The organism is Cellulomonas humilata (assembly GCF_013359775.1).
Taxonomy (GTDB): domain Bacteria; phylum Actinomycetota; class Actinomycetes; order Actinomycetales; family Cellulomonadaceae; genus Cellulomonas; species Cellulomonas humilata.
The window spans coordinates 129,916-146,372 of record NZ_JABMCI010000069.1 but is presented as its reverse complement, the minus strand read 5'-3'; the positions used below and the strand labels follow the sequence as shown (position 1 = coordinate 146,372).

19 protein-coding genes and 1 tRNA gene are annotated in these 16,457 nt (G+C 72.7%); 6 read left to right on the top strand and 14 right to left on the bottom strand.

Features of this window, described 5'->3' with window-relative positions:
• Positions 1 to 68: 68 nt before the first annotated feature.
• A complete protein-coding gene (locus HP550_RS16850; protein ID WP_175348839.1) occupies positions 69 to 374 on the bottom strand; it encodes a DUF3263 domain-containing protein in 306 nt (101 codons plus the stop codon).
• Positions 375 to 535: 161 nt separating this feature from the next.
• Here HP550_RS16850 and HP550_RS16845 point away from each other — a divergent pair, with 161 nt between their 5' ends.
• Positions 536 to 1,213 (top strand): uracil-DNA glycosylase, encoded by a 678-nt coding sequence (locus HP550_RS16845; RefSeq protein WP_175348838.1) that lies wholly within the window; start codon positions 536 to 538, stop codon positions 1,211 to 1,213.
• On the opposite strand, the gene HP550_RS16840 is transcribed toward HP550_RS16845, so the two are convergent.
• Complete coding sequence (locus HP550_RS16840) at positions 1,214 to 1,612, bottom strand: hypothetical protein (RefSeq protein ID WP_175348837.1); 399 nt, start codon at positions 1,610 to 1,612, stop codon at positions 1,214 to 1,216.
• Between the two features lie 184 nt (positions 1,613 to 1,796).
• Here HP550_RS16840 and HP550_RS16835 point away from each other — a divergent pair, with 184 nt between their 5' ends.
• Positions 1,797 to 2,594, top strand: coding sequence for a GDSL-type esterase/lipase family protein (locus HP550_RS16835; RefSeq protein ID WP_175348836.1), 798 nt, complete (start codon positions 1,797 to 1,799; stop codon positions 2,592 to 2,594).
• 7 nt (positions 2,595 to 2,601) lie between these two features.
• Here HP550_RS16835 and HP550_RS16830 read toward each other — a convergent pair whose 3' ends face one another.
• The 4 genes from HP550_RS16830 to HP550_RS16815 form a co-directional block, all read right to left on the bottom strand.
• Entirely contained in the window at positions 2,602 to 3,423 is an 822-nt protein-coding gene (locus HP550_RS16830) for a hypothetical protein (protein WP_175348835.1), read from the bottom strand.
• On the bottom strand, positions 3,420 to 4,010 hold the full coding sequence (locus tag HP550_RS16825) for a signal peptidase I (RefSeq protein ID WP_175348834.1): 591 nt from the start codon (positions 4,008 to 4,010) through the stop codon (positions 3,420 to 3,422). Before HP550_RS16825 ends, HP550_RS16830 begins: the two co-directional genes overlap by 4 nt.
• Before the next feature lie 26 nt (positions 4,011 to 4,036).
• Positions 4,037 to 4,510 (bottom strand): hypothetical protein, encoded by a 474-nt coding sequence (locus tag HP550_RS16820; RefSeq protein WP_175348833.1) that lies wholly within the window; start codon positions 4,508 to 4,510, stop codon positions 4,037 to 4,039.
• A 208-nt stretch (positions 4,511 to 4,718) separates the two neighbouring features.
• A complete protein-coding gene (locus HP550_RS16815; protein WP_175348832.1) occupies positions 4,719 to 5,891 on the bottom strand; it encodes a sensor histidine kinase in 1,173 nt (390 codons plus the stop codon).
• Between the two features lie 112 nt (positions 5,892 to 6,003).
• On the opposite strand from HP550_RS16815, the gene HP550_RS16810 reads away from it, so the two are divergent.
• From HP550_RS16810 to HP550_RS16800, 3 genes are all read left to right on the top strand, one after another.
• A complete protein-coding gene (locus tag HP550_RS16810) occupies positions 6,004 to 6,675 on the top strand; it encodes a response regulator (protein ID WP_175348831.1) in 672 nt (223 codons plus the stop codon).
• 1 nt (position 6,676) lies between these two features.
• Positions 6,677 to 7,270 carry a pentapeptide repeat-containing protein gene (locus HP550_RS16805; RefSeq protein ID WP_175348830.1) on the top strand — a complete coding sequence of 198 codons (594 nt, stop codon included), beginning with the start codon at positions 6,677 to 6,679 and terminating at the stop codon, positions 7,268 to 7,270.
• 119 nt (positions 7,271 to 7,389) lie between these two features.
• A complete protein-coding gene (locus tag HP550_RS16800; RefSeq protein WP_175348829.1) occupies positions 7,390 to 9,459 on the top strand; it encodes a PhoX family protein in 2,070 nt (689 codons plus the stop codon).
• Positions 9,460 to 9,461: 2 nt separating this feature from the next.
• Here HP550_RS16800 and HP550_RS16795 read toward each other — a convergent pair whose 3' ends face one another.
• Entirely contained in the window at positions 9,462 to 10,382 is a 921-nt protein-coding gene (locus HP550_RS16795; protein ID WP_175348828.1) for a PfkB family carbohydrate kinase, read from the bottom strand.
• Positions 10,383 to 10,622: 240 nt separating this feature from the next.
• Positions 10,623 to 12,842: an esterase-like activity of phytase family protein gene (locus HP550_RS16790; RefSeq protein WP_175348827.1), complete on the bottom strand. Its 2,220-nt coding sequence runs from the start codon at positions 12,840 to 12,842 to the stop codon at positions 10,623 to 10,625.
• A gap of 119 nt (positions 12,843 to 12,961) precedes the next feature.
• On the opposite strand from HP550_RS16790, the gene HP550_RS16785 reads away from it, so the two are divergent.
• Entirely contained in the window at positions 12,962 to 13,888 is a 927-nt protein-coding gene (locus tag HP550_RS16785) for a Ppx/GppA family phosphatase (RefSeq protein ID WP_175348826.1), read from the top strand.
• A gap of 9 nt (positions 13,889 to 13,897) precedes the next feature.
• On the opposite strand, the gene HP550_RS16780 is transcribed toward HP550_RS16785, so the two are convergent.
• From HP550_RS16780 to HP550_RS16755, 6 genes are all read right to left on the bottom strand, one after another.
• Entirely contained in the window at positions 13,898 to 14,167 is a 270-nt protein-coding gene (locus HP550_RS16780; RefSeq protein WP_175348825.1) for a hypothetical protein, read from the bottom strand.
• Between the two features lie 63 nt (positions 14,168 to 14,230).
• A tRNA-Thr gene (locus HP550_RS16775) sits at positions 14,231 to 14,307 on the bottom strand.
• 56 nt (positions 14,308 to 14,363) lie between these two features.
• Entirely contained in the window at positions 14,364 to 15,260 is an 897-nt protein-coding gene (locus HP550_RS16770) for a DsbA family protein (protein ID WP_175348824.1), read from the bottom strand.
• Between the two features lie 43 nt (positions 15,261 to 15,303).
• Positions 15,304 to 15,801, bottom strand: coding sequence for a hypothetical protein (locus tag HP550_RS16765; protein ID WP_175348823.1), 498 nt, complete (start codon positions 15,799 to 15,801; stop codon positions 15,304 to 15,306).
• A gap of 41 nt (positions 15,802 to 15,842) precedes the next feature.
• Positions 15,843 to 16,259, bottom strand: a complete 417-nt coding sequence (locus HP550_RS16760) for a hypothetical protein (RefSeq protein WP_175348822.1) — start codon at positions 16,257 to 16,259, stop codon at positions 15,843 to 15,845.
• Positions 16,256 to 16,426, bottom strand: a complete 171-nt coding sequence (locus tag HP550_RS16755) for a hypothetical protein (protein ID WP_175348821.1) — start codon at positions 16,424 to 16,426, stop codon at positions 16,256 to 16,258. The genes HP550_RS16760 and HP550_RS16755 overlap by 4 nt, the downstream gene beginning before the upstream one ends.
• Positions 16,427 to 16,457 lie beyond the last annotated feature (31 nt).

The following is a 16,457-nucleotide window of genomic DNA, read 5'->3' as shown; positions in this document are numbered from 1 at the left end:
CACCTGCGGCCTGACGTGGGCCGTGTCACGTGCAGCGATGCGGACGGCGGCGCACAAAGACGGGTGGATCAGGCGTCGCCGAGGCGACGGGCGGTGCGAGCGCGCTGGCGCGATGACCGCATGCGGCGCAGGCGCTTGATGAGCATCGGGTCGTGCGCGAGGGCCGCCGGGTCGTCGATGAGGGCGTTCAGCACCTGGTAGTACCGCGTGGCCGACATGTCGAACAGCTCGCGGATGGCCGACTCCTTGGCGCCCGCGTACTTCCACCACTGCCGCTCGAACGCGAGCACCTGCTCGTCGCGCTCGGAGAGCTCCGCCGGGCGGGGGCTGCTGGGTGCCGGGATGTGACCGACGGTGATCGTCGCGGCGTCCATGCGTCCTCCTGTGCTCTCGGGGGCTCGGCCCGCACCCGGGGTGCTGACCGACAGCCGTCATCGTACGACCGTAATGACACGCGTGTCATTCCCGTCGGCGCGTCGTCGCCCGTGTGCCGCGGCGGTCGTCCACGCGGCGCAGGATCGGTAGCCTCGCGGGCGTGACCGCCGCGCCGCTGGACCAGCTCGTCGCCCCCGACTGGGCCGTCGCCCTCGCACCGGTCGAGCCGCAGCTTCGCGCGGCGGGGCAGTTCCTGCGCGACGAGGTCGCGGCCGGGCGCAGCTACCTGCCGGCCGGAGATGCCGTGCTGCGGGCCTTCCGGCGGCCGCTCGCGGAGGTTCGCGTGCTCGTCGTCGGCCAGGACCCGTACCCGACGCCGGGGCACCCGATGGGCCTGTCCTTCTCGGTGCAGCCCGACGTCCGGCCCCTGCCGCGGTCGCTGACCAACATCTTCACCGAGCTGGTGGCGGACGTCGGCGTGGCACCCCCGACCAGCGGCGACCTGTCCCCGTGGGCCGACCAGGGCGTGATGCTGCTCAACAGGGTGCTCACGGTCCGTCCGGGGGCGCCCGCGTCGCACCGGCGGCACGGGTGGGAGGCGGTGACCGACCGGGCGATCGCGGCCCTCGTCGAGCGCGGCGGCCCCCTCGTCGCGGTGCTCTGGGGGCGGGACGCGCAGTCGCTCAAGCCCGCCCTCGGGTCCGTGCCGACGGTCGAGAGCGTGCACCCCAGCCCGCTGTCCGCGAGCCGCGGGTTCTTCGGCTCCCGGCCGTTCTCCCGCGTCAACGAGCTGCTGGTGGCGCAGGGCGCGGACCCGGTGGACTGGTCGCTGACCTGATCAGGTCCCCGAGACGATCCCCCACGAGGCCCTGGTCAGGGCGTGCGCGGTCCACACCTCGTCGGCCAGCTGGTCCACCAGCCCGGCGACGAGCACCACCTCGGACCGGTGCTGCACCTGCTGGTCGTCGCGGTAGACGATCACCGCCCGCGCGCCGGCACACCCCGGGGGGACCCGGTCGAAGCGCGTCCCGGCGAGCGAGTAGGCCCCCGTGCCAGGGCTCAGCTCGACCTCGTAGCCCCAGTCGACCGTCGAGGTGTCGCACCCCGAGGCGGCGGAGACGGTCTGTCCCGCGAACCGCGCGGACGCGAACATGCCCGCGATGGCGAGCCCGACCAGCGAGCCTGCCCAGAACAGCCGCTCGGACGACGGGCCGACGCGTCTTCGGGTCGACGTCATGACGCTCCCCTCCGTGGGCGCGGTCGTGCGCGTGGAGGCGGCGTCAGCATCCTGCTCGGCGTCGGCGTCACGATCGTGTGGTCGTGACGCGCCCTGCCCCGAGTGCGGGACCTGGTCCTCACCCGGCCCATCGACCAGGACACAGGTGAGTTGAGGAGTTCGCGAGCGCGGGCACAATGTCCCGGTGAGCAACCAGATCCCGCCCTGGTCCCGGTACGTGGCGATCGGCGACTCGTTCACCGAGGGCCTGTGGGACTCCCCCGACGGCGTCGAGGCACCGCAGCGCGGATGGGCGGACCTGCTGGCGTCGCACCTGTCGCAGCGACGCTCCGCCGCGGGCGAGTCACCGCTGCAGTACGCGAACCTCGCCATCCGCGGGCGGCTGCTGCGCCCGATCCTCGTCGAGCAGGTGCCCGCGGCGCTCGCGCTGAAGCCGGACCTCGTGAGCCTGGTCGGCGGCGGCAACGACATCCTGCGTCCCACCGCCGACATCGACCGGCTGGCCCGCAACCTCGAGGCCGGCGTCGTCCGCCTGCGCGAGGCGGGCGTCGACGTGCTGCTCGGCACGGGCGTCGACGCCGCGGACAGCCCGCTGGTGAAGGCCACGCGCAGCCGGGTCGGGATCTACAACGCGCTCATCTGGTCGATGGCACGTCGGCACGGCGCCTACGTGGTGGACCTGTGGGGCATGCGCTCGCTGCGGGACTGGCGGATGTGGGCCGACGACCGCATCCACCTGACCACCGACGGTCACGCCCGCGTGGCGCAGGGCGCCCTGGTGGGGCTGGGGCTGGACCCCGACGACGCCTCCTGGGACGACCCGCTCACCCCGCTGCCGCCGACACCCCGGATGACGAAGGCCCGCGAGGACGCCGCCTGGGTGCGGGAGCACGTCTACCCGTGGGCCACCCGGCGGTTGCGCGGGAAGTCGTCGGGCGACGAGCGCGTGCCGAAGCGGCCGGAGCTGGCTCCGCTGGACTGACGTCCGGTCACGGGCAGCGCAGGAGCAGGGTCCCCGACTGGACCGTGGAGTACCCGTGCACCTGGAGGTTCTCGGTCCGCCCGGCGACCACGGTGTTGTAGTTGCCCCAGGCGGTCGTCCCCTCGACCGTGATCGTCCGCGGGGTCGCGGCGCAGTCCACCGTGCCGATGAGGACCAGGCCGCCCTGGGTGTCGAGCAGCGCCTTCGCCAGGAACGGGAGGGTGGCGTCCGACAGGTTCATCGTGATCCGCCACCGCACGGCGGTCGTCGACGTCGTGCTGATCCGCACCATCCCGAGGTAGTCGGTCGGCGGCGTAGGCCACTGGGTCCCACTGGCGACCGTCGCCGTGCACGTCGCAGTCGCGTCGTACGGGGTCGTGCAGCTGAGCAGCGGGGGCGGCGGGGGCGTATAGGCCCACGTTGCCCGCACGAGCCAGCCGTTGAGGGTCAGGTAGACCGCCGCCGCCGCCGAGGCCGGCGGGGTGAACGCCGACGATGTCGCCGTCATCGTCGTGCCCGTGACCGTGCCCGTGCCGGTGAAGACGATGGTGCCGGGGGCCGACGACCCGTAGACGATGACGCGGCCGGTAGCGCACGTGGAGCCCTTGATCCCGGAGACGGTGACCGCCGTGTACTTCCCGGCAACCGGGGTGCCGCTCGGCGCGACGGTGAGGGTGCCGGTCGTGCAGCTGGACGACGTGGCCGCGAAGGGCCTGGACTTGCCGACGAGCGTGAGGCCGGCGGCGTATCCGGGCGCCACCATCAGGGCGACCAGCGTCGCGAGCGCGATCAGGGCGGCGACGGCCCCGCCGCGGAGACGGTGGCTCATGATCCGGCCACCGGGTCGAGCTCCGGGACCGGGTCGGACCCGTCGCGGGAGCTCATGGCACCGACCGGCGGAGCCGGCTCCTCGTCGTCCTCGTCGTCCTCGTCGCGCGGCCACACCAGGAGGGCGATCGCGAGGACGATCAGGCTGGCCCAGATCCACGGGCTCGCGATCGCCGAGGCCACGAGGCCGACCTTCGGGATGTGGATCGCGGCGACACCGATCACTTCGTCGTTGGTCGGTGCGAACGGGTCGACCCAGTCGTTGTTGTCGCCCTGGATCTGCCACCCGGTGGCGTCGCCGCCGATCACCCGGTGGATGATGCGGGCGTCGCCGCCCAGCTCCGTCGGCCGGTAGACGACGACGTCGCCGACGGCCGGCTCGCCGCACCGCGCGACCACGAGGTCCCCGGTGGCGTAGGTCGGCTCCATCGAGTGGCCGCTGACGATGATCAGGGTGGTGCAGCCGCCGACGCTGGACGGCCACAGGAGCCACGCGCAGGCCGCGACGGCGACCCAGAAGAAGACGTCCCGGACGCGCCGAAGCAGCCGACCGGTGCGGTCGGCTGCTTCGGCGGTGCTCGTGTCCACGGAGGGACGCCTCGGGTCAGGTTCCGTCAGTAGATCGTGACGGAGACCTTCGCGATCTTGGAGACGTCGGCCGCGGGGATCGTGACGAGCGGCGTGGTGCCGTTCAGCGTGAGCGACAGGGGGCCGCCGCCGGCGACGACGGTGGAGCTGTACTCGGTGCCGAGCTTGGTGCCCGTGGCGTCGCCGAGGGCGATCTTGATCGTCTTGCCGGCGCAGTTGGCGTCGATCTTCGTGAGCACCAGGCTGTCGACCGTCGCGTTGTAGCCGAACGAGGCGCCGGTGGCCAGCGTGCCCGCGACCGGGGTCGTGCCGAACGAGACGGCGATGTCGGTCTGCTGGCAGGCGCCGGTCACGGTCGTCGTGGCGGCCTGCGGCAGCGCCGAGGACGTGTTGGTCAGGTTGAGCTGCGCGGCGGACGCGAGCGACAGGCCCGCGATGCCGAGGAACGCCAGCGCGACGGCGATGCCCTTGCGGGACTTCTTGGACTTGGTGGAAGCCATGGTGATTCTCCTGAGGGTGAGGTGCCGGGGAATCGGTACCTCACCGAAACCCACACGGAGACTCGCCACAGTGGCGGTCGACCGCGAACGTAGGTCTCATCGACATGGTCACCCGTCCAAGTCTGGGTGGCAGCACCTGGGGGGCCCGAAAGGCCGGTTTCTTTCACCCCGGACGAATCCGGCGGACGTCCCAACCTGGACACACGTCCTACTGTGCGCCGGCCCCCAGGGGCAGCCAGGCCTCGAGGCGAGCACCCTTCTCGGCACCGGGCGACAGGACCAGCCGACCGCCGACGAGGTTGAGCCGCATTCCCAGCCGGGCGGTGCCCGAGGGCGTCCCGGCGACGGCGGGGTCGTACAGCTCGCCGTCGTTCTCGACCCTCACGTGCAGCACGCCGTCGGCCACGTCGAGCTCGACGGCGAGCGACGAGGCGGGGCCGTGCTTGAGCGCGTTGGTCAGCCCCTCCTCCACCACCCGGACCGCGAGCAGCCGCTCGCTGACCGTCAGGGTGCACGCGGTCGGGTCGTCGAGCGTCCGGACGGCGTCGCTCACCGCCAGCCGCGTGGCGATGCTGGCCGGGATGCGGCCCAGGAGCGCGCGCAGCGCCGGCACCAGCCCGAGCTCGAGGCGGTCGGGGTACAGCAGCCGGCTCATCTCGCGCACGTCGATCTCACGAGTCTCGTCGAGCTCGGTGCGCACCCACGCCAGCGACTCCACGTCGTCGGCGCCCATCCCGCGCTCCCGGGCGCGGGCGAGCACGTCGGCCAACCGCGCGTCGACGAGCACGAGCTTGCTCTGCAGGGTGCCGTGCAAGCCTTCCGCGACCGCCCGCCGGACCCGGATCTCCTCCTGCTCGAGCGCCTTGAGCGCCACCTCCACGTGCACCGCGTTCCGGGTGGACTCGCGGGTGCGGACCCTCGCCACCCGCCGGGTGGCCATGGCCCACATGCCGATCCCGCCCGAGATCGCGGCGAGGATGAAGCCGCTGACCACCTCGGCCTCACGCACGGCGGCGGACGGGTCCTCGTGCACCCCGAACAGGAGCTGGGCCCCGAAGCGGCCGACGGTTGCGACCGCCGAGGCGGAGACGACGAACGCGACCATCCACCAGACGCGGGTCGCGCGGTGCGCCTGGAACGCCGCGAGCACCCCGACGAGGATGGCGACCTCGGCGATGTTCGACGCGAGCCGTGACCAGAACGGGACGGACGCCCACGCCGGGCTGTCCGCCGCGAACACGTAGGTCAGCTGGAGCGCTGCGCCCAACCCGTAGCCCAGCGCCACGATCGCCGTGCCGCGCAGCAGGGTGATCTGGTCACGTCGCAGGTCGCCGCGCTGGAGAGCCAGCACCGCGGCCGAGTCCGTCGACGGGGTCGTCATGGGGCGCGTGCTCCGTTCGACGTCGTCGGTGGCGCGCCCGGTGACGCGTTCGGTTCAGGGTCCCGCGGCGCGTGGCGCGCGGGGAACCCCGGCGCAGACGATACTGGCGCCGATGAGTGTTCCCAGCACCAACCCCCTGCGCATCGCCGTCGTCGAGGACCAGCCGCTGTTCCGGTCGATGCTCGAGCACACCCTGTCCGGCACCCCCGGCCTGCACGTCGTCGCGGCCATCGGCACGGCCACGGAGGCCGCCCGCATGCTGCGCCCGGGCCTGGTGGACTGCGTGGTCCTGGACATCGACCTGCCCGACGGCAACGGCATCTCCCTGGGCGTGACGTTGCGCCGCAGGATGCCCACGCTCGGCATCCTGCTGCTGTCGGCGCACGACGCCATGGACCTCCTGCTGGACCTGCCCGCCGATGTCGCCTCGGGCTGGGGCTACCTGTCCAAGACGTCCTCGACCAGCGAGGAGGTGCTGGTCAACGCGGTGCGCGCGGCCGCTGTCGGGGAGACGGTGCTCGACCCCGCGCTGATCGCGCGGATGACCCCGCGGGCCGGGTCGGCGGTCGCCCGGCTCACGGACCGGCAGTACGAGGTGCTCCGGCTGCTGGCGTCCGGCCTGTCGAACGCCGGCATCGGCGACCGTCTGGGCATCACGGAGAAGTCTGTACAGAACCACGTCAACGGGATGTACGCCACGCTCGGTATCGATGCCGACCCGCAGCGCAACCCCCGCGTGAGCGCCGCCCTGCGGCTCCTCGAGGAGACCGGGCCGGCCGTCTGACATGCCGTCGACCACCACCGTGATCCGGGGCGAGGACTGGTACGCGCGGGACCTGTCCGGGCAGGAGTTCCGCAACGTGGAGTTCCTGGACCTGGACCTCACCGAGGCGTTCGGCGTCGGCGCCGTCTTCGAGGAGTGCGTCTTCCGCAACGCGAAGCTCAACGCGTCCGTGCACACCGACGCCGCGTTCGTGAACTGCACCTTCCACCGCTCGAACTTCTTCGACGCCCGGTTCGAACGGTGCAAGCTGGTCGGCTCGCGGTTCGACGGCTGCACGTGGGACATCACCAAGGTCGAGGGCGGGAACTGGTCGTTCGTCGCCCTGCCCGGCGCGGACCTGCACTCGGCGACGTTCACCGGCGTACGCCTGCGCGAGGCCGACCTCACCGGCGCCCGGGCGGTCGGCGGCACCCTGCGCGACTGCGACCTGGCCGGCGCGTCGCTGCTGCGGGCCGACCTGACCGGGTGCGACCTGCGGGGCAGCGACCTCACGGGGATCGACCCGGTGTCCACGACGCTGGAGCGCGCCATCATCACGCTGCCGCAGGCGGTCACGCTCGTCGAGGCCATGGGGCTGGACCTGCGGGTGGAGTGACGTCCGCCGCCCGTTCCCGAGACGTTCACCGGGCCGCCATCCGGCGTCCGTTCTGCCGCATCCGGCCGACCGGCACCGTGGGAGCACCAGAGCGTGCACGGCGACGGAGGGTTCCCGCGATGACCACCACCGATGACCAGGAGACCGGCCGACGTCCCCTGCTGCCCATGGCCGGGCACACCGCGGGCAAGCGGTCCGCGGTGACCTGTCACCTGAAGTGCGCCGACGCCTGCTTCCACCCGGTGCCCAACACCAGCGAGAACGCGTACTTCCGGGACATCGCGAGCGCGAGCATGACCCGACGCTCGGTGCTGTGGGGGGCGGTCGCCGCCGGCGGTGCGATCGTCGTCGGTGCCGCCGTCGGCGACGCCTTGCCTGCCGCCGCGGGGGGTCGTCCGGGCGCGCGGCTGGCGTTCACCCCGATCGCGCCGGTGCCCGCGTCCGCCGACTCGTTCGTCGTGCCGGACGGGTACCGGTGGTCGCCGATCATCCGCTGGGGAGACCCGCTGTTCTCCGCGCGCGACGCGTTCGACCCGAACGCCCAGACCGCGCAGCTCCAGGAGCGCCAGTTCGGCTACAACAACGACTACCTCGACATCATCGAGGGACCGCTCGGGTACAGCGCGATCCTCGTCGCCAACCAGGAGTACACGAACGAGAGCATCATGTTTCCGCCGGCCGTGACGCCGGAGCAGCTCGACGAGCAGCGCCGCATCGCGATCGCCGCGCACGGGATGTCGATCGTGCAGCTGTACCGGACCCGCAAGCGCCGGCCGTGGAAGTACGTCGTCGGCGCCCCGCTCAACCGCCGGATCACGGCGAGCACCCCGTTCACGTTCAGCGGCCCCGCCGCGGGCTCGGCGCTGCTGCGGACGGTCGAGGACCCCACGGGCACGACCGTGCGGGGCACGCTCGGCAACTGCGCGGGCGGGACCACGCCGTGGGGCACGGTGCTGTCCGGCGAGGAGAACTTCAACGGCTACTTCCGCACGGCCGGCACCAGCGCGTCCGACCTGCGCTACGGCCTGGCCGACAGGGCGACCGCACGCGGGTGGGAGGCCGTGGACCCCCGGTTCGACGCGCGCACCCCCGGCTACGAGAACGAGCCCCACCGGTTCGGGTACATCGTCGAGGTCGACCCGCTGGACCCGTACAGCCCGCCCGTCAAGCACACCGCGCTCGGCCGGTTCAAGCACGAGGGTGCCAACGTCGTCATCGGGCGCACCGGGCGGGCCGTGGCCTACATGGGCGACGACGAGCGGTTCGACTACCTCTACAAGTTCGTCTCGACGGACTCCTACCGGCCCGGGTCGAGCAAGCGCAGCCGTCGGCACAACAAGACGCTGCTCACCGCCGGCAGCCTCTACGTCGCCCGGTTCACCGGCGACTCCGCCGCCGCGGAGATCACCGGCACCGGCGCGCTCCCCTCGGACGGGGCGTTCGACGGCACCGGCGAGTGGATCCCGCTGGTGATCGACGGCGTGAGCCACGTCCCCGGGTTCAGCACCGAGCAGGTCCTGGTCGACACGCGGCTCGCCGCGGACGTGGCCGGTGCCACCAAGATGGACCGCTGCGAGGACGTCGAGCCGCACCCGACGTCGGGCCGGGTCTACGTGGTGTGCACCAACAACACCGACCGCGGGAAGGCCGGCAAGGAGGGCGCGGTCGAGCCCAACCCCCGGACCAACAACCGCGACGGCCACGTCATCGAGATCACCGAGGCGGGCAACGACGCTGCCGCCACCAGCTTCGGCTGGAGCATCCTCCTGCTCTGCGGCGACCCCGCCACGAACACGTCGACCTACTTCGCCGGGTTCCCCGCCGACCAGGTCTCCCCCATCTCCTGCCCGGACAACGTCGCCTTCGACTCGACCGGCGCCATGTGGCTCGCCACCGACGGGGCGCCCGGCGTCATCGGGTACGGCGACGGCCTGTTCAAGGTGCCGCTCGAGGGTCCGGAGCGCGGCCGAGTCCAGCAGTTCCTGTCCGTGCCGGCCGAGGCCGAGACGTGCGGGCCGGTGGTGCGCGACGCGGACGAGATGGTCTACGTGGCCGTCCAGCACCCCGGGGAGAACGGCACCTGGGCCCAGCAGCACTCCTACTTCCCCGACTACGTGGCGCCGGGGTCGCTCACCGACGGCCGGTGGGGCGGACCCCGTCCCAGCGTCGTCCAGGTGTGGAAGGCCTGAGCCTAGGCACCCGCGGAGGCGAGCTCCTCCGCGGTGGGCGGGACGGCGCCGAGCCGCGCGACCGTGAGGGCCGCCGCCTGCACCGAGCGCGCCAGCACCTGCTCGACCACCGGGGCGCCCGAGCGCAGCCAGCGCATGCTGACGTCGGCGTCGAGCGTCAGCGCGCTGTCGATCAGGGTCGACATGAACGCGTCGCCCCCGCCCACCCCGGCCTCGGCGTAGAGCACGGAGATGCCCGGCACGTCGACGACCCCGCGGGCCGTGACGGCGGTGGCGCCGTGCGGACCGCGGGTCAGCACGGCCAGGTCGGGACCTCGGCCGATCCAGTCGCGCAGGACGTCGACCGGGTCGTCGTCGGGGTACAGGAACGTGAGATCGCTCTCACGCGCCTTCACGATGCCGGCCAGCTCGACGAACTGGAGCGTCCGCCGGCGGGCGTCCTCGCGGGCGCCCACGAGGGCCGGCTCGATCTTCGGGTCGAACGTGATCAGGGACCGGCCGTGGGAGCGGGACACCAGGTCCAGCACCGTGCTGGCACCCGGCTCCAGGTACGCCGCGACCGAGCCGGCGTGGACGCAGCGCGCGGTGGCCGTCCCCGGGTCCGCCGCGGGCGCCCAGTGGATCCGGAAGTCGTGCCGCGCCGAGCCGTCGACCCGTAGCACCGCACGCGCCACCGACGAGCTCCCCGGCGTGACGGACGAGTCGGAGAGCCCGACGCCCGACGCCGTCAGGTACGCGGTGATGTCGTCGCCGCGCTCGTCGCGGCCGATCGACGTGTGCAGCAGCGTGTCCCGGCCCAGCCGGGCCAGGCCCACGGCGATGTTGCCCGCGCTGCCGCCGAGGCGCTCCCGGATGGTCATGCCGTCGTCGTGGACGTCGATCAGGGCCTCGCCGACGACCAGGACGTCGTGTCGTGGGTTCATCGCATCCTCAGTTCACCGGCATCGGGGGTGGGGTCTCGCTGGGCACCCCGAGGCCCGGGAGCCAAGCTCGAACCGGGGCCTCGGGACGCTCGTCATCGAGAGTGACACACGTGTCGTTTCGGCCAGATTTCCCCGAGGCGAACGTTTGGTGCGCACGACGAGTTCACCCGTTCGGGGGCCGTACGACGAGGGCCGGCCCCCGGAGGACGTTCCCGGGGACCGGCCTGTGCGCGCCGGGCGTCAGCCCACGGTGGCTGCAGCGATGTCGGGGTTGTCGCTGAACAGCCCGTCCATCCCCGCCTTCACGAACACCCGGATCTCCCCGGCCAGGTCACCGACGGCGTTCGGGTCCGCGCTGCTGCGGAACTCGGCCGGCAGGAACTGGTTCTCCCGCCGGAACGTCCACCCGTGGACCTCCAGGCCGACCTTGTGGGCGTCCCGGATGACCGGCGTGGGCGTCCCGAGGGTCGCGTCCGGGTTCCGCGGGATCATCCTGTCCTTGCACAGGCCCACACCGTCGGCGTAGGTGGCGATCTGCCGCAGGCCCGAGCGCGTCACCAGGTCCGCGTAGGTGCGCGGGTCGCCGGCGGCGACCAGGTTGTACGGTGCCCCCGCGCAGTCGACCAGCTGGGCCAGCTGGACCTTGGTCAGCCGGTCGAGCTCGCGCAGGTTGCCGGTCTCGAAGCTCTGGATGATCACCGGCGACCGCTTGTCGTTCAGCCCGTTGGCCGTGAGCTGGGCCAGCAGCGGCTCCTCGAGCGACAGCCCGATCGAGTCGAAGTACGTCGGGTGCTTGGTCTCCGGGTAGACCCCCACGGGCTGCCCGTCGCAGCTGACCGAGTGCCGCGCGAGGTCGAGCACCTCGTCGAACGTCGGGACCTCGTAGAGCCCGTCGAAGGCGGTGTTGGCGGGCCGCACCGCGGGGAGCCGCTCCTTGGCCCGCAGGGTCTTCAGCTCGGCGAGCGTGAAGTCCTCCGTGAACCACCCCGTGACGCTGCGACCGTCGATCGTCCTGGTGGCTCGGCGGTCCGCGAACTCGGCGCGGGCGGCCACATCCGTGGTCCCGCTGATCTCGTTCTCGTGCCGGGCGACGAGCACGCCGTCCTTCGTCGAGACGAGGTCGGGCTCGATGTAGTCCGCGCACTGCTGGATCGCCAGCTCGTAGGACGCGAGCGTGTGCTCCGGGCGGTAGCCGCTGGCGCCGCGGTGACCGACCACCGTGATGTCGCCTGCCTTCGGCGCCCGCACCTGGCGGAGGTCGACGAGGGCCAGCTCCGTGTCGTCCGGGGTGCCCGGGATGCGCGCCGCGTTCCCCGGGTAGTTGTTGTCGTTGGCGAGGAGCAGGCGGCCGTCACGCAGCTGCACGACGGTCTCGAACGACTGGACGGGCAGCGAGAACGGGTCGTCGGTGCCGTAGCCGTCGCCCGAGCCCAGGTGGTCCGGGTTGGCGATCTTCAGCGCGTCGAGCACGAGCGTCTTGCGCACGTAGCCGTCGGCGTCCGTCGTGCCGAGGTCGACCCGGTAGACGCGCTTCATCACCGAGGCGGCGCCCTGGAAGTCGTCGCGCTCGATCACCAGCAGCTCGCGCTTGCCCGTCAGGAACGCGTCGCCGATGACGTTCGCGTCCTGGTGCGTCTGGTAGGCCCAGGTGCGTCCGGTGTAGGCGCCCGCCGCGGTGTCGAACTCGTAGATCGTGCGGCGGCGCTGCTGCGCGTCGTCGACGAACGCGCCCTCGGTGATCGGGTAGAGGTACCGGCCGTCGCGCGACCCGGCCAGCGCCTCGAACCCGCGGCTCGCGCGGACCCGCGGCGTCTCTCCAGGGGCGAGGTACGGGTTCTGCGGCGACTTGCCGCCGACGAAGGGCACGGGGGCCGCCAGGAGCTTCCCGGTCGCGTCGACGTGCAGCAGGAACGGACCGAACTCCTCGCCGATCCAGAAGCTGCCGTCCGCCGCGCGGACCACGGACTCGACATCGAAGTCCGCGCCGGTCAGCAGGCGGTCCGCGGTGGCGTCGTTCACGATCGGGACGTCGATCCGGCGGTCCGGGTCGCGCAGGGAGACGAACTCCCCGACGCCGATCTCCCCGGGTCCCCCACCGGCCGTCTGCCACTGCGGCGTCACGTGGTACATCCGCAGGAGGAAGTCCGCGGAGTTCGCCTTGGTGCCGAACCCGTTGTCGGGCAGCGCCCAGAACGTGCCGTCCCCGGCGTCGACCATGCCGGAGAACCCGGGGATCACCTGGCCGGCGAACGGGCCCTGCCGACCGTTGGCGGGTGTGGCGAGCGCCCCCGAGGGCGGTCCGGGAGCGAGGAAGTCGGCGGACAGGGTGGCGCGAGCGACGAGCGTGGGCTGGGCGACGGCGTGCCGACCCCCGCGGTCACCCGCGATCGCCGGCGTGGGGGCGAGGAGGGCGGCGGTCACGGCCGCCGCGAGGACAGAGAGTGCTGCGGTGCGTCTCATGAGTTCGATGGAACTCCTCTCCGGCGACCAGCGCACGACAAACCGGACAGTTCCGGATGACCAGGGTGTGAACCTCCTGTGACTGCGCGCGAGGCCCTCCCGCCCGTAACGTGCGACCCATGCGACTCGGAGTGCTGGATGTCGGATCGAACACCGTGCACCTGCTCGTGGTCGACGCCCACCGCGGCGGCCCACCGGTCGCGCAGTCGTCGCACCGGTCCGTGCTGCGCCTCATGCGCTACCTCGAGCCGTCCGGCTCCATCAGCCCCGAGGGGGTCCGCGCGGTCGTCGACGCGGTCGCCGCTGCCGTCGCCGCGGGTGCCACGGCCGGGATCGACGAGCTGCTGCCGTTCGCGACCTCGGCCCTGCGCGAGGCCGGCAACGGTACCGAGGTGCTCGACCTGGTGGAGTCGACGACGGGTGTCCGGCTGCAGGTGCTCACCGGGGACGACGAGGCGCGCTCGACGTTCCTGGCCGTCCGGCGCTGGTTCGGCTGGTCGGCGGGCGAGATCCTGCTGCTCGACATCGGCGGCGGCTCGCTGGAGCTGGCCGCCGGGGGCAGCGAGGACCCGGACGTGGCCCTCTCCCTGCCTCTGGGTGCCGGTCGCTCGACGGTGTCGTTCCTGCACGACGACCCCCCGACGGCCGACCAGCTCGCCGCCCTGCGCACACACGTTCGGGCGCAGCTGGCCGAGGCCCGCGCGCACTTCGCCGGCCGCCCCGACCCGGCGCACGTGGTCGGGTCGTCCAAGACGATCCGCTCGCTGGCCCGGCTGGCGGGCTCGCTCGCGGACGGAGTGGGGCCGCAGGACCGACGGCTGCTGCGCCGGTCCGGCCTCGACGACTGGGTCCCCCGCCTCGCCCGTCTCCCCGCCGACTCGCGACCCGCCCTGCCGGGCATCACGGCCGACCGGACGTTCCAGATCGTCGCGGGCGGCATCGTGCTCTCCGAGACCATGCGGGCGTTCGGCGTCGACGAGCTCGAGGTGTCCCCCTGGGCCCTGCGGGAGGGCCTGATCCTGCAGTACCTCGAGCGGCTCTCCTGACCCGGCCGGTCAGGCCGACCGGAGCGACCCGCCCACGGCACGTGCGGGCCCGAGCAGGCGCAGCACCGAGGTCCCGTACTCGTCGTGGTGCTCCACGCTCACGGTCAGGACCCGGCCCTGCTGCCGTCGTCGCGCCCAGTCCAGGACGTCGTCGATGTCCTCGGCATCCAGCAGCCGCCACTGCTCGCCGACGTCCCTGCTCGACCAGAGCTCGACGACGTAGACGGGCTCGGCGATCGACATCGACCGGGCGGAGGGTCGTCCTCGTTCCACGCGCATGCCGTCGATGGTGCTCGGCGCAGGTGAACGGCCGGAGACCGCGGGATGACCGCGGCGTGGCGATGGAGCCCCCTATCGGATTCGAACCGATGACCCCCTGTTTACAAGACAGGTGCTCTGGCCGACTGAGCTAAGGAGGCGGGCGCGCCCAGGATAACCGGGCGCCCCCCGCAGGGAGCGCCCGGTCGTCCGAGGGTCAGGACTTGGCGGCCTCGACCGCCTGCTTCAGGGCGCCCGGCGTCTGCCACCCGCTGAAGTCCGTGCCGTTGATCAGCACGGCCGGGGTGGACAGCTTGGGCAGGTCGAGACCGGCCTGGTTGGTCGCGGCGGCGACCCACGGGGCGAACGTCCGCCACGTGCCGGCGACCGACTCCTCGGCGTCCGTGGCGAAGGTGCCGTCGACCGTGTCGGTGAACGTGTCGGCCACCTCGGCCGGCACGCCGACGTCCGTGGCGATCTTCTTGATCTCGGCGTCGGTCCGGCCCGAGGTGCCCTCCGCCGGCTGGTCCTCGTACAGGGCCGTGACGAACGCGGTGAACTGCTCGGGAGCCTGGTCGGCCACGATCGCCGTCGCGTTGGCGGTGCGGGTCGAGTACGAGCTGCCGGCCGACATGCGGTCGAGGATCGAGATCGGGTGGTACGTGATGGTCACGCCGCCCTCCTCGATCATCGCGTCCAGGTCGGCCGAGTTGGTGGCGTCGAACTGGCCGCAGTAGGGGCACATGTAGTCGAAGTAGATGGTCAGGTCGACGTCACCGTCGCCGACCGTGCCCACGCCGTCCGCGCTGACGGGGATGCCGCCGGTGTCGTCGGCGGTTGCGGGCGACGTGACGTCGGCCAGCAGCGGGGCGACGACGTTCTCGGCGTCCTGGCCGTAGACGACGTCGGAGTTGGCGGCCTCGTTGGCCTTGTTCTGGTTGACGATCGTGAACGCGACGGCGACGAGCGCGATGACGGCGACGGCGAGTCCGGCGATCGCGAGGAGCCGGTTCCGCTTGGCCTTGCGCTCCTGCTCCTTGCGCATCTGCGCGGCCTTGAGGCGGGCCTCGTCGCGTCGCACCGCCTTGGTGGGACGGGGGTCGTTGGTGGGCATGGGTGCTCCTGGTGGGACGAAGGGACGACGGGTGGGTGCGAGGTCAGGCCGTCGCGGGGGGACCCCGTCGCGCGATGCTGCCGACGAGCACCCGGTCGGTCCACGACGGGACCACGGGCTGCGGGACCAGGTGCGCACCGACCGCGACCGGCAGCGGTCGGGCGGCGCGCAGGCCGCCCCGCAGGGCCTGGCCGACCAGCCGCCGCAGCTGGCGCCCGGCACGCACGAGCAGGGCGGACAACCCGACTCCGCACGCGGTGAGCAGGAGGTACAGGGCCGCGACGGGCGCAGCCACGCTGAGCAGCACGACGGCGCCCTGCGACACCGTGCCCAGTCCGTAGGCGCCCTCCGGGCAGTCGGCGGCGTCGCGGAGCACCGACAGGCGCAGCCCGAGCGGGCCGAGCACTCCCGCGGCGCTCACGCAGTCGTGCAGCAGCACGCGACCCTCGGCGGCGACCGCGGCGGCCAGCCCCGCCAGCACGAACGCGCCGACCAGGGACAGGCGTGCGACGGCCAGGTGCGGCCCTCGTCGCGCGATCATGCGGCACAGCGTAGGGGGCGCGGCTGAGGATCCGGGCCTCGTCACGACGGACGGGGCCGCCGGACCACCTCGATGTCGAACCCGAACGACCGCTTCCAGTCCTGCGCCAGCCGCCCGCCGGCCCGCCGCACGATCCCCCGCAGCCACCACTCGTCGGGGTCAATCCGCGGGAACGCGTGCTCCATCAGCAGCGGGCGGAACCGGGCGTCGACCGCCTCGACGCGGCGGCGCAGCAGTGCCAGCTCAGGGCGGCCGGCCAGCGACGGGTCGGTCAGCGCCGCCTCGAGCGTGGTCCGTGACATCGCCTCGTTGGCGTACGCGAACTCGTCGCCCCGGTAGCCGTGCTCGCACTCGGCGACGAAGCTCGACCAGCGCTCGAGCACGGCGGAGGGGGTGTCGTCGCGCCACACGCCGCGGGCGCGCACGACAGCGGTGAAGGCGTCGTCGAACGAGGTCACTTGGCGATCTCGCGCAGGAAGAACTCGTAGCCCTCGTCGGGACGGAAGTACGCCACGATCACGTCGCCGCGAAAGACGCCCAGCGCTCCTGTGCGTCGGTCGAACCGGACCACGTCGCCGTTGCTGCGCCGACCCGTCACGACCTCGGCCTCTGCCTCCAGCGACATCCCCGCGCTCCTCCCCCGACCACCGAACCTT

Coding starts and splice junctions, on each gene's coding strand:
- HP550_RS16850 (WP_175348839.1), bottom strand. CDS start 374: ATGGACGCCGCGACGATCACCGTCGGTCACATCCCGGCACCCAGCAGC.
- HP550_RS16840 (WP_175348837.1), bottom strand. CDS start 1,612: ATGACGTCGACCCGAAGACGCGTCGGCCCGTCGTCCGAGCGGCTGTTC.
- HP550_RS16830 (WP_175348835.1), bottom strand. CDS start 3,423: ATGAGCCACCGTCTCCGCGGCGGGGCCGTCGCCGCCCTGATCGCGCTC.
- HP550_RS16820 (WP_175348833.1), bottom strand. CDS start 4,510: ATGGCTTCCACCAAGTCCAAGAAGTCCCGCAAGGGCATCGCCGTCGCG.
- HP550_RS16815 (WP_175348832.1), bottom strand. CDS start 5,891: ATGACGACCCCGTCGACGGACTCGGCCGCGGTGCTGGCTCTCCAGCGC.
- HP550_RS16810 (WP_175348831.1), top strand. CDS start 6,004: ATGAGTGTTCCCAGCACCAACCCCCTGCGCATCGCCGTCGTCGAGGAC.
- HP550_RS16805 (WP_175348830.1), top strand. CDS start 6,677: ATGCCGTCGACCACCACCGTGATCCGGGGCGAGGACTGGTACGCGCGG.
- HP550_RS16800 (WP_175348829.1), top strand. CDS start 7,390: ATGACCACCACCGATGACCAGGAGACCGGCCGACGTCCCCTGCTGCCC.
- HP550_RS16795 (WP_175348828.1), bottom strand. CDS start 10,382: ATGAACCCACGACACGACGTCCTGGTCGTCGGCGAGGCCCTGATCGAC.
- HP550_RS16790 (WP_175348827.1), bottom strand. CDS start 12,842: ATGAGACGCACCGCAGCACTCTCTGTCCTCGCGGCGGCCGTGACCGCC.
- HP550_RS16785 (WP_175348826.1), top strand. CDS start 12,962: ATGCGACTCGGAGTGCTGGATGTCGGATCGAACACCGTGCACCTGCTC.
- HP550_RS16780 (WP_175348825.1), bottom strand. CDS start 14,167: ATGCGCGTGGAACGAGGACGACCCTCCGCCCGGTCGATGTCGATCGCC.
- HP550_RS16770 (WP_175348824.1), bottom strand. CDS start 15,260: ATGCCCACCAACGACCCCCGTCCCACCAAGGCGGTGCGACGCGACGAG.
- HP550_RS16765 (WP_175348823.1), bottom strand. CDS start 15,801: ATGATCGCGCGACGAGGGCCGCACCTGGCCGTCGCACGCCTGTCCCTG.
- HP550_RS16755 (WP_175348821.1), bottom strand. CDS start 16,426: ATGTCGCTGGAGGCAGAGGCCGAGGTCGTGACGGGTCGGCGCAGCAAC.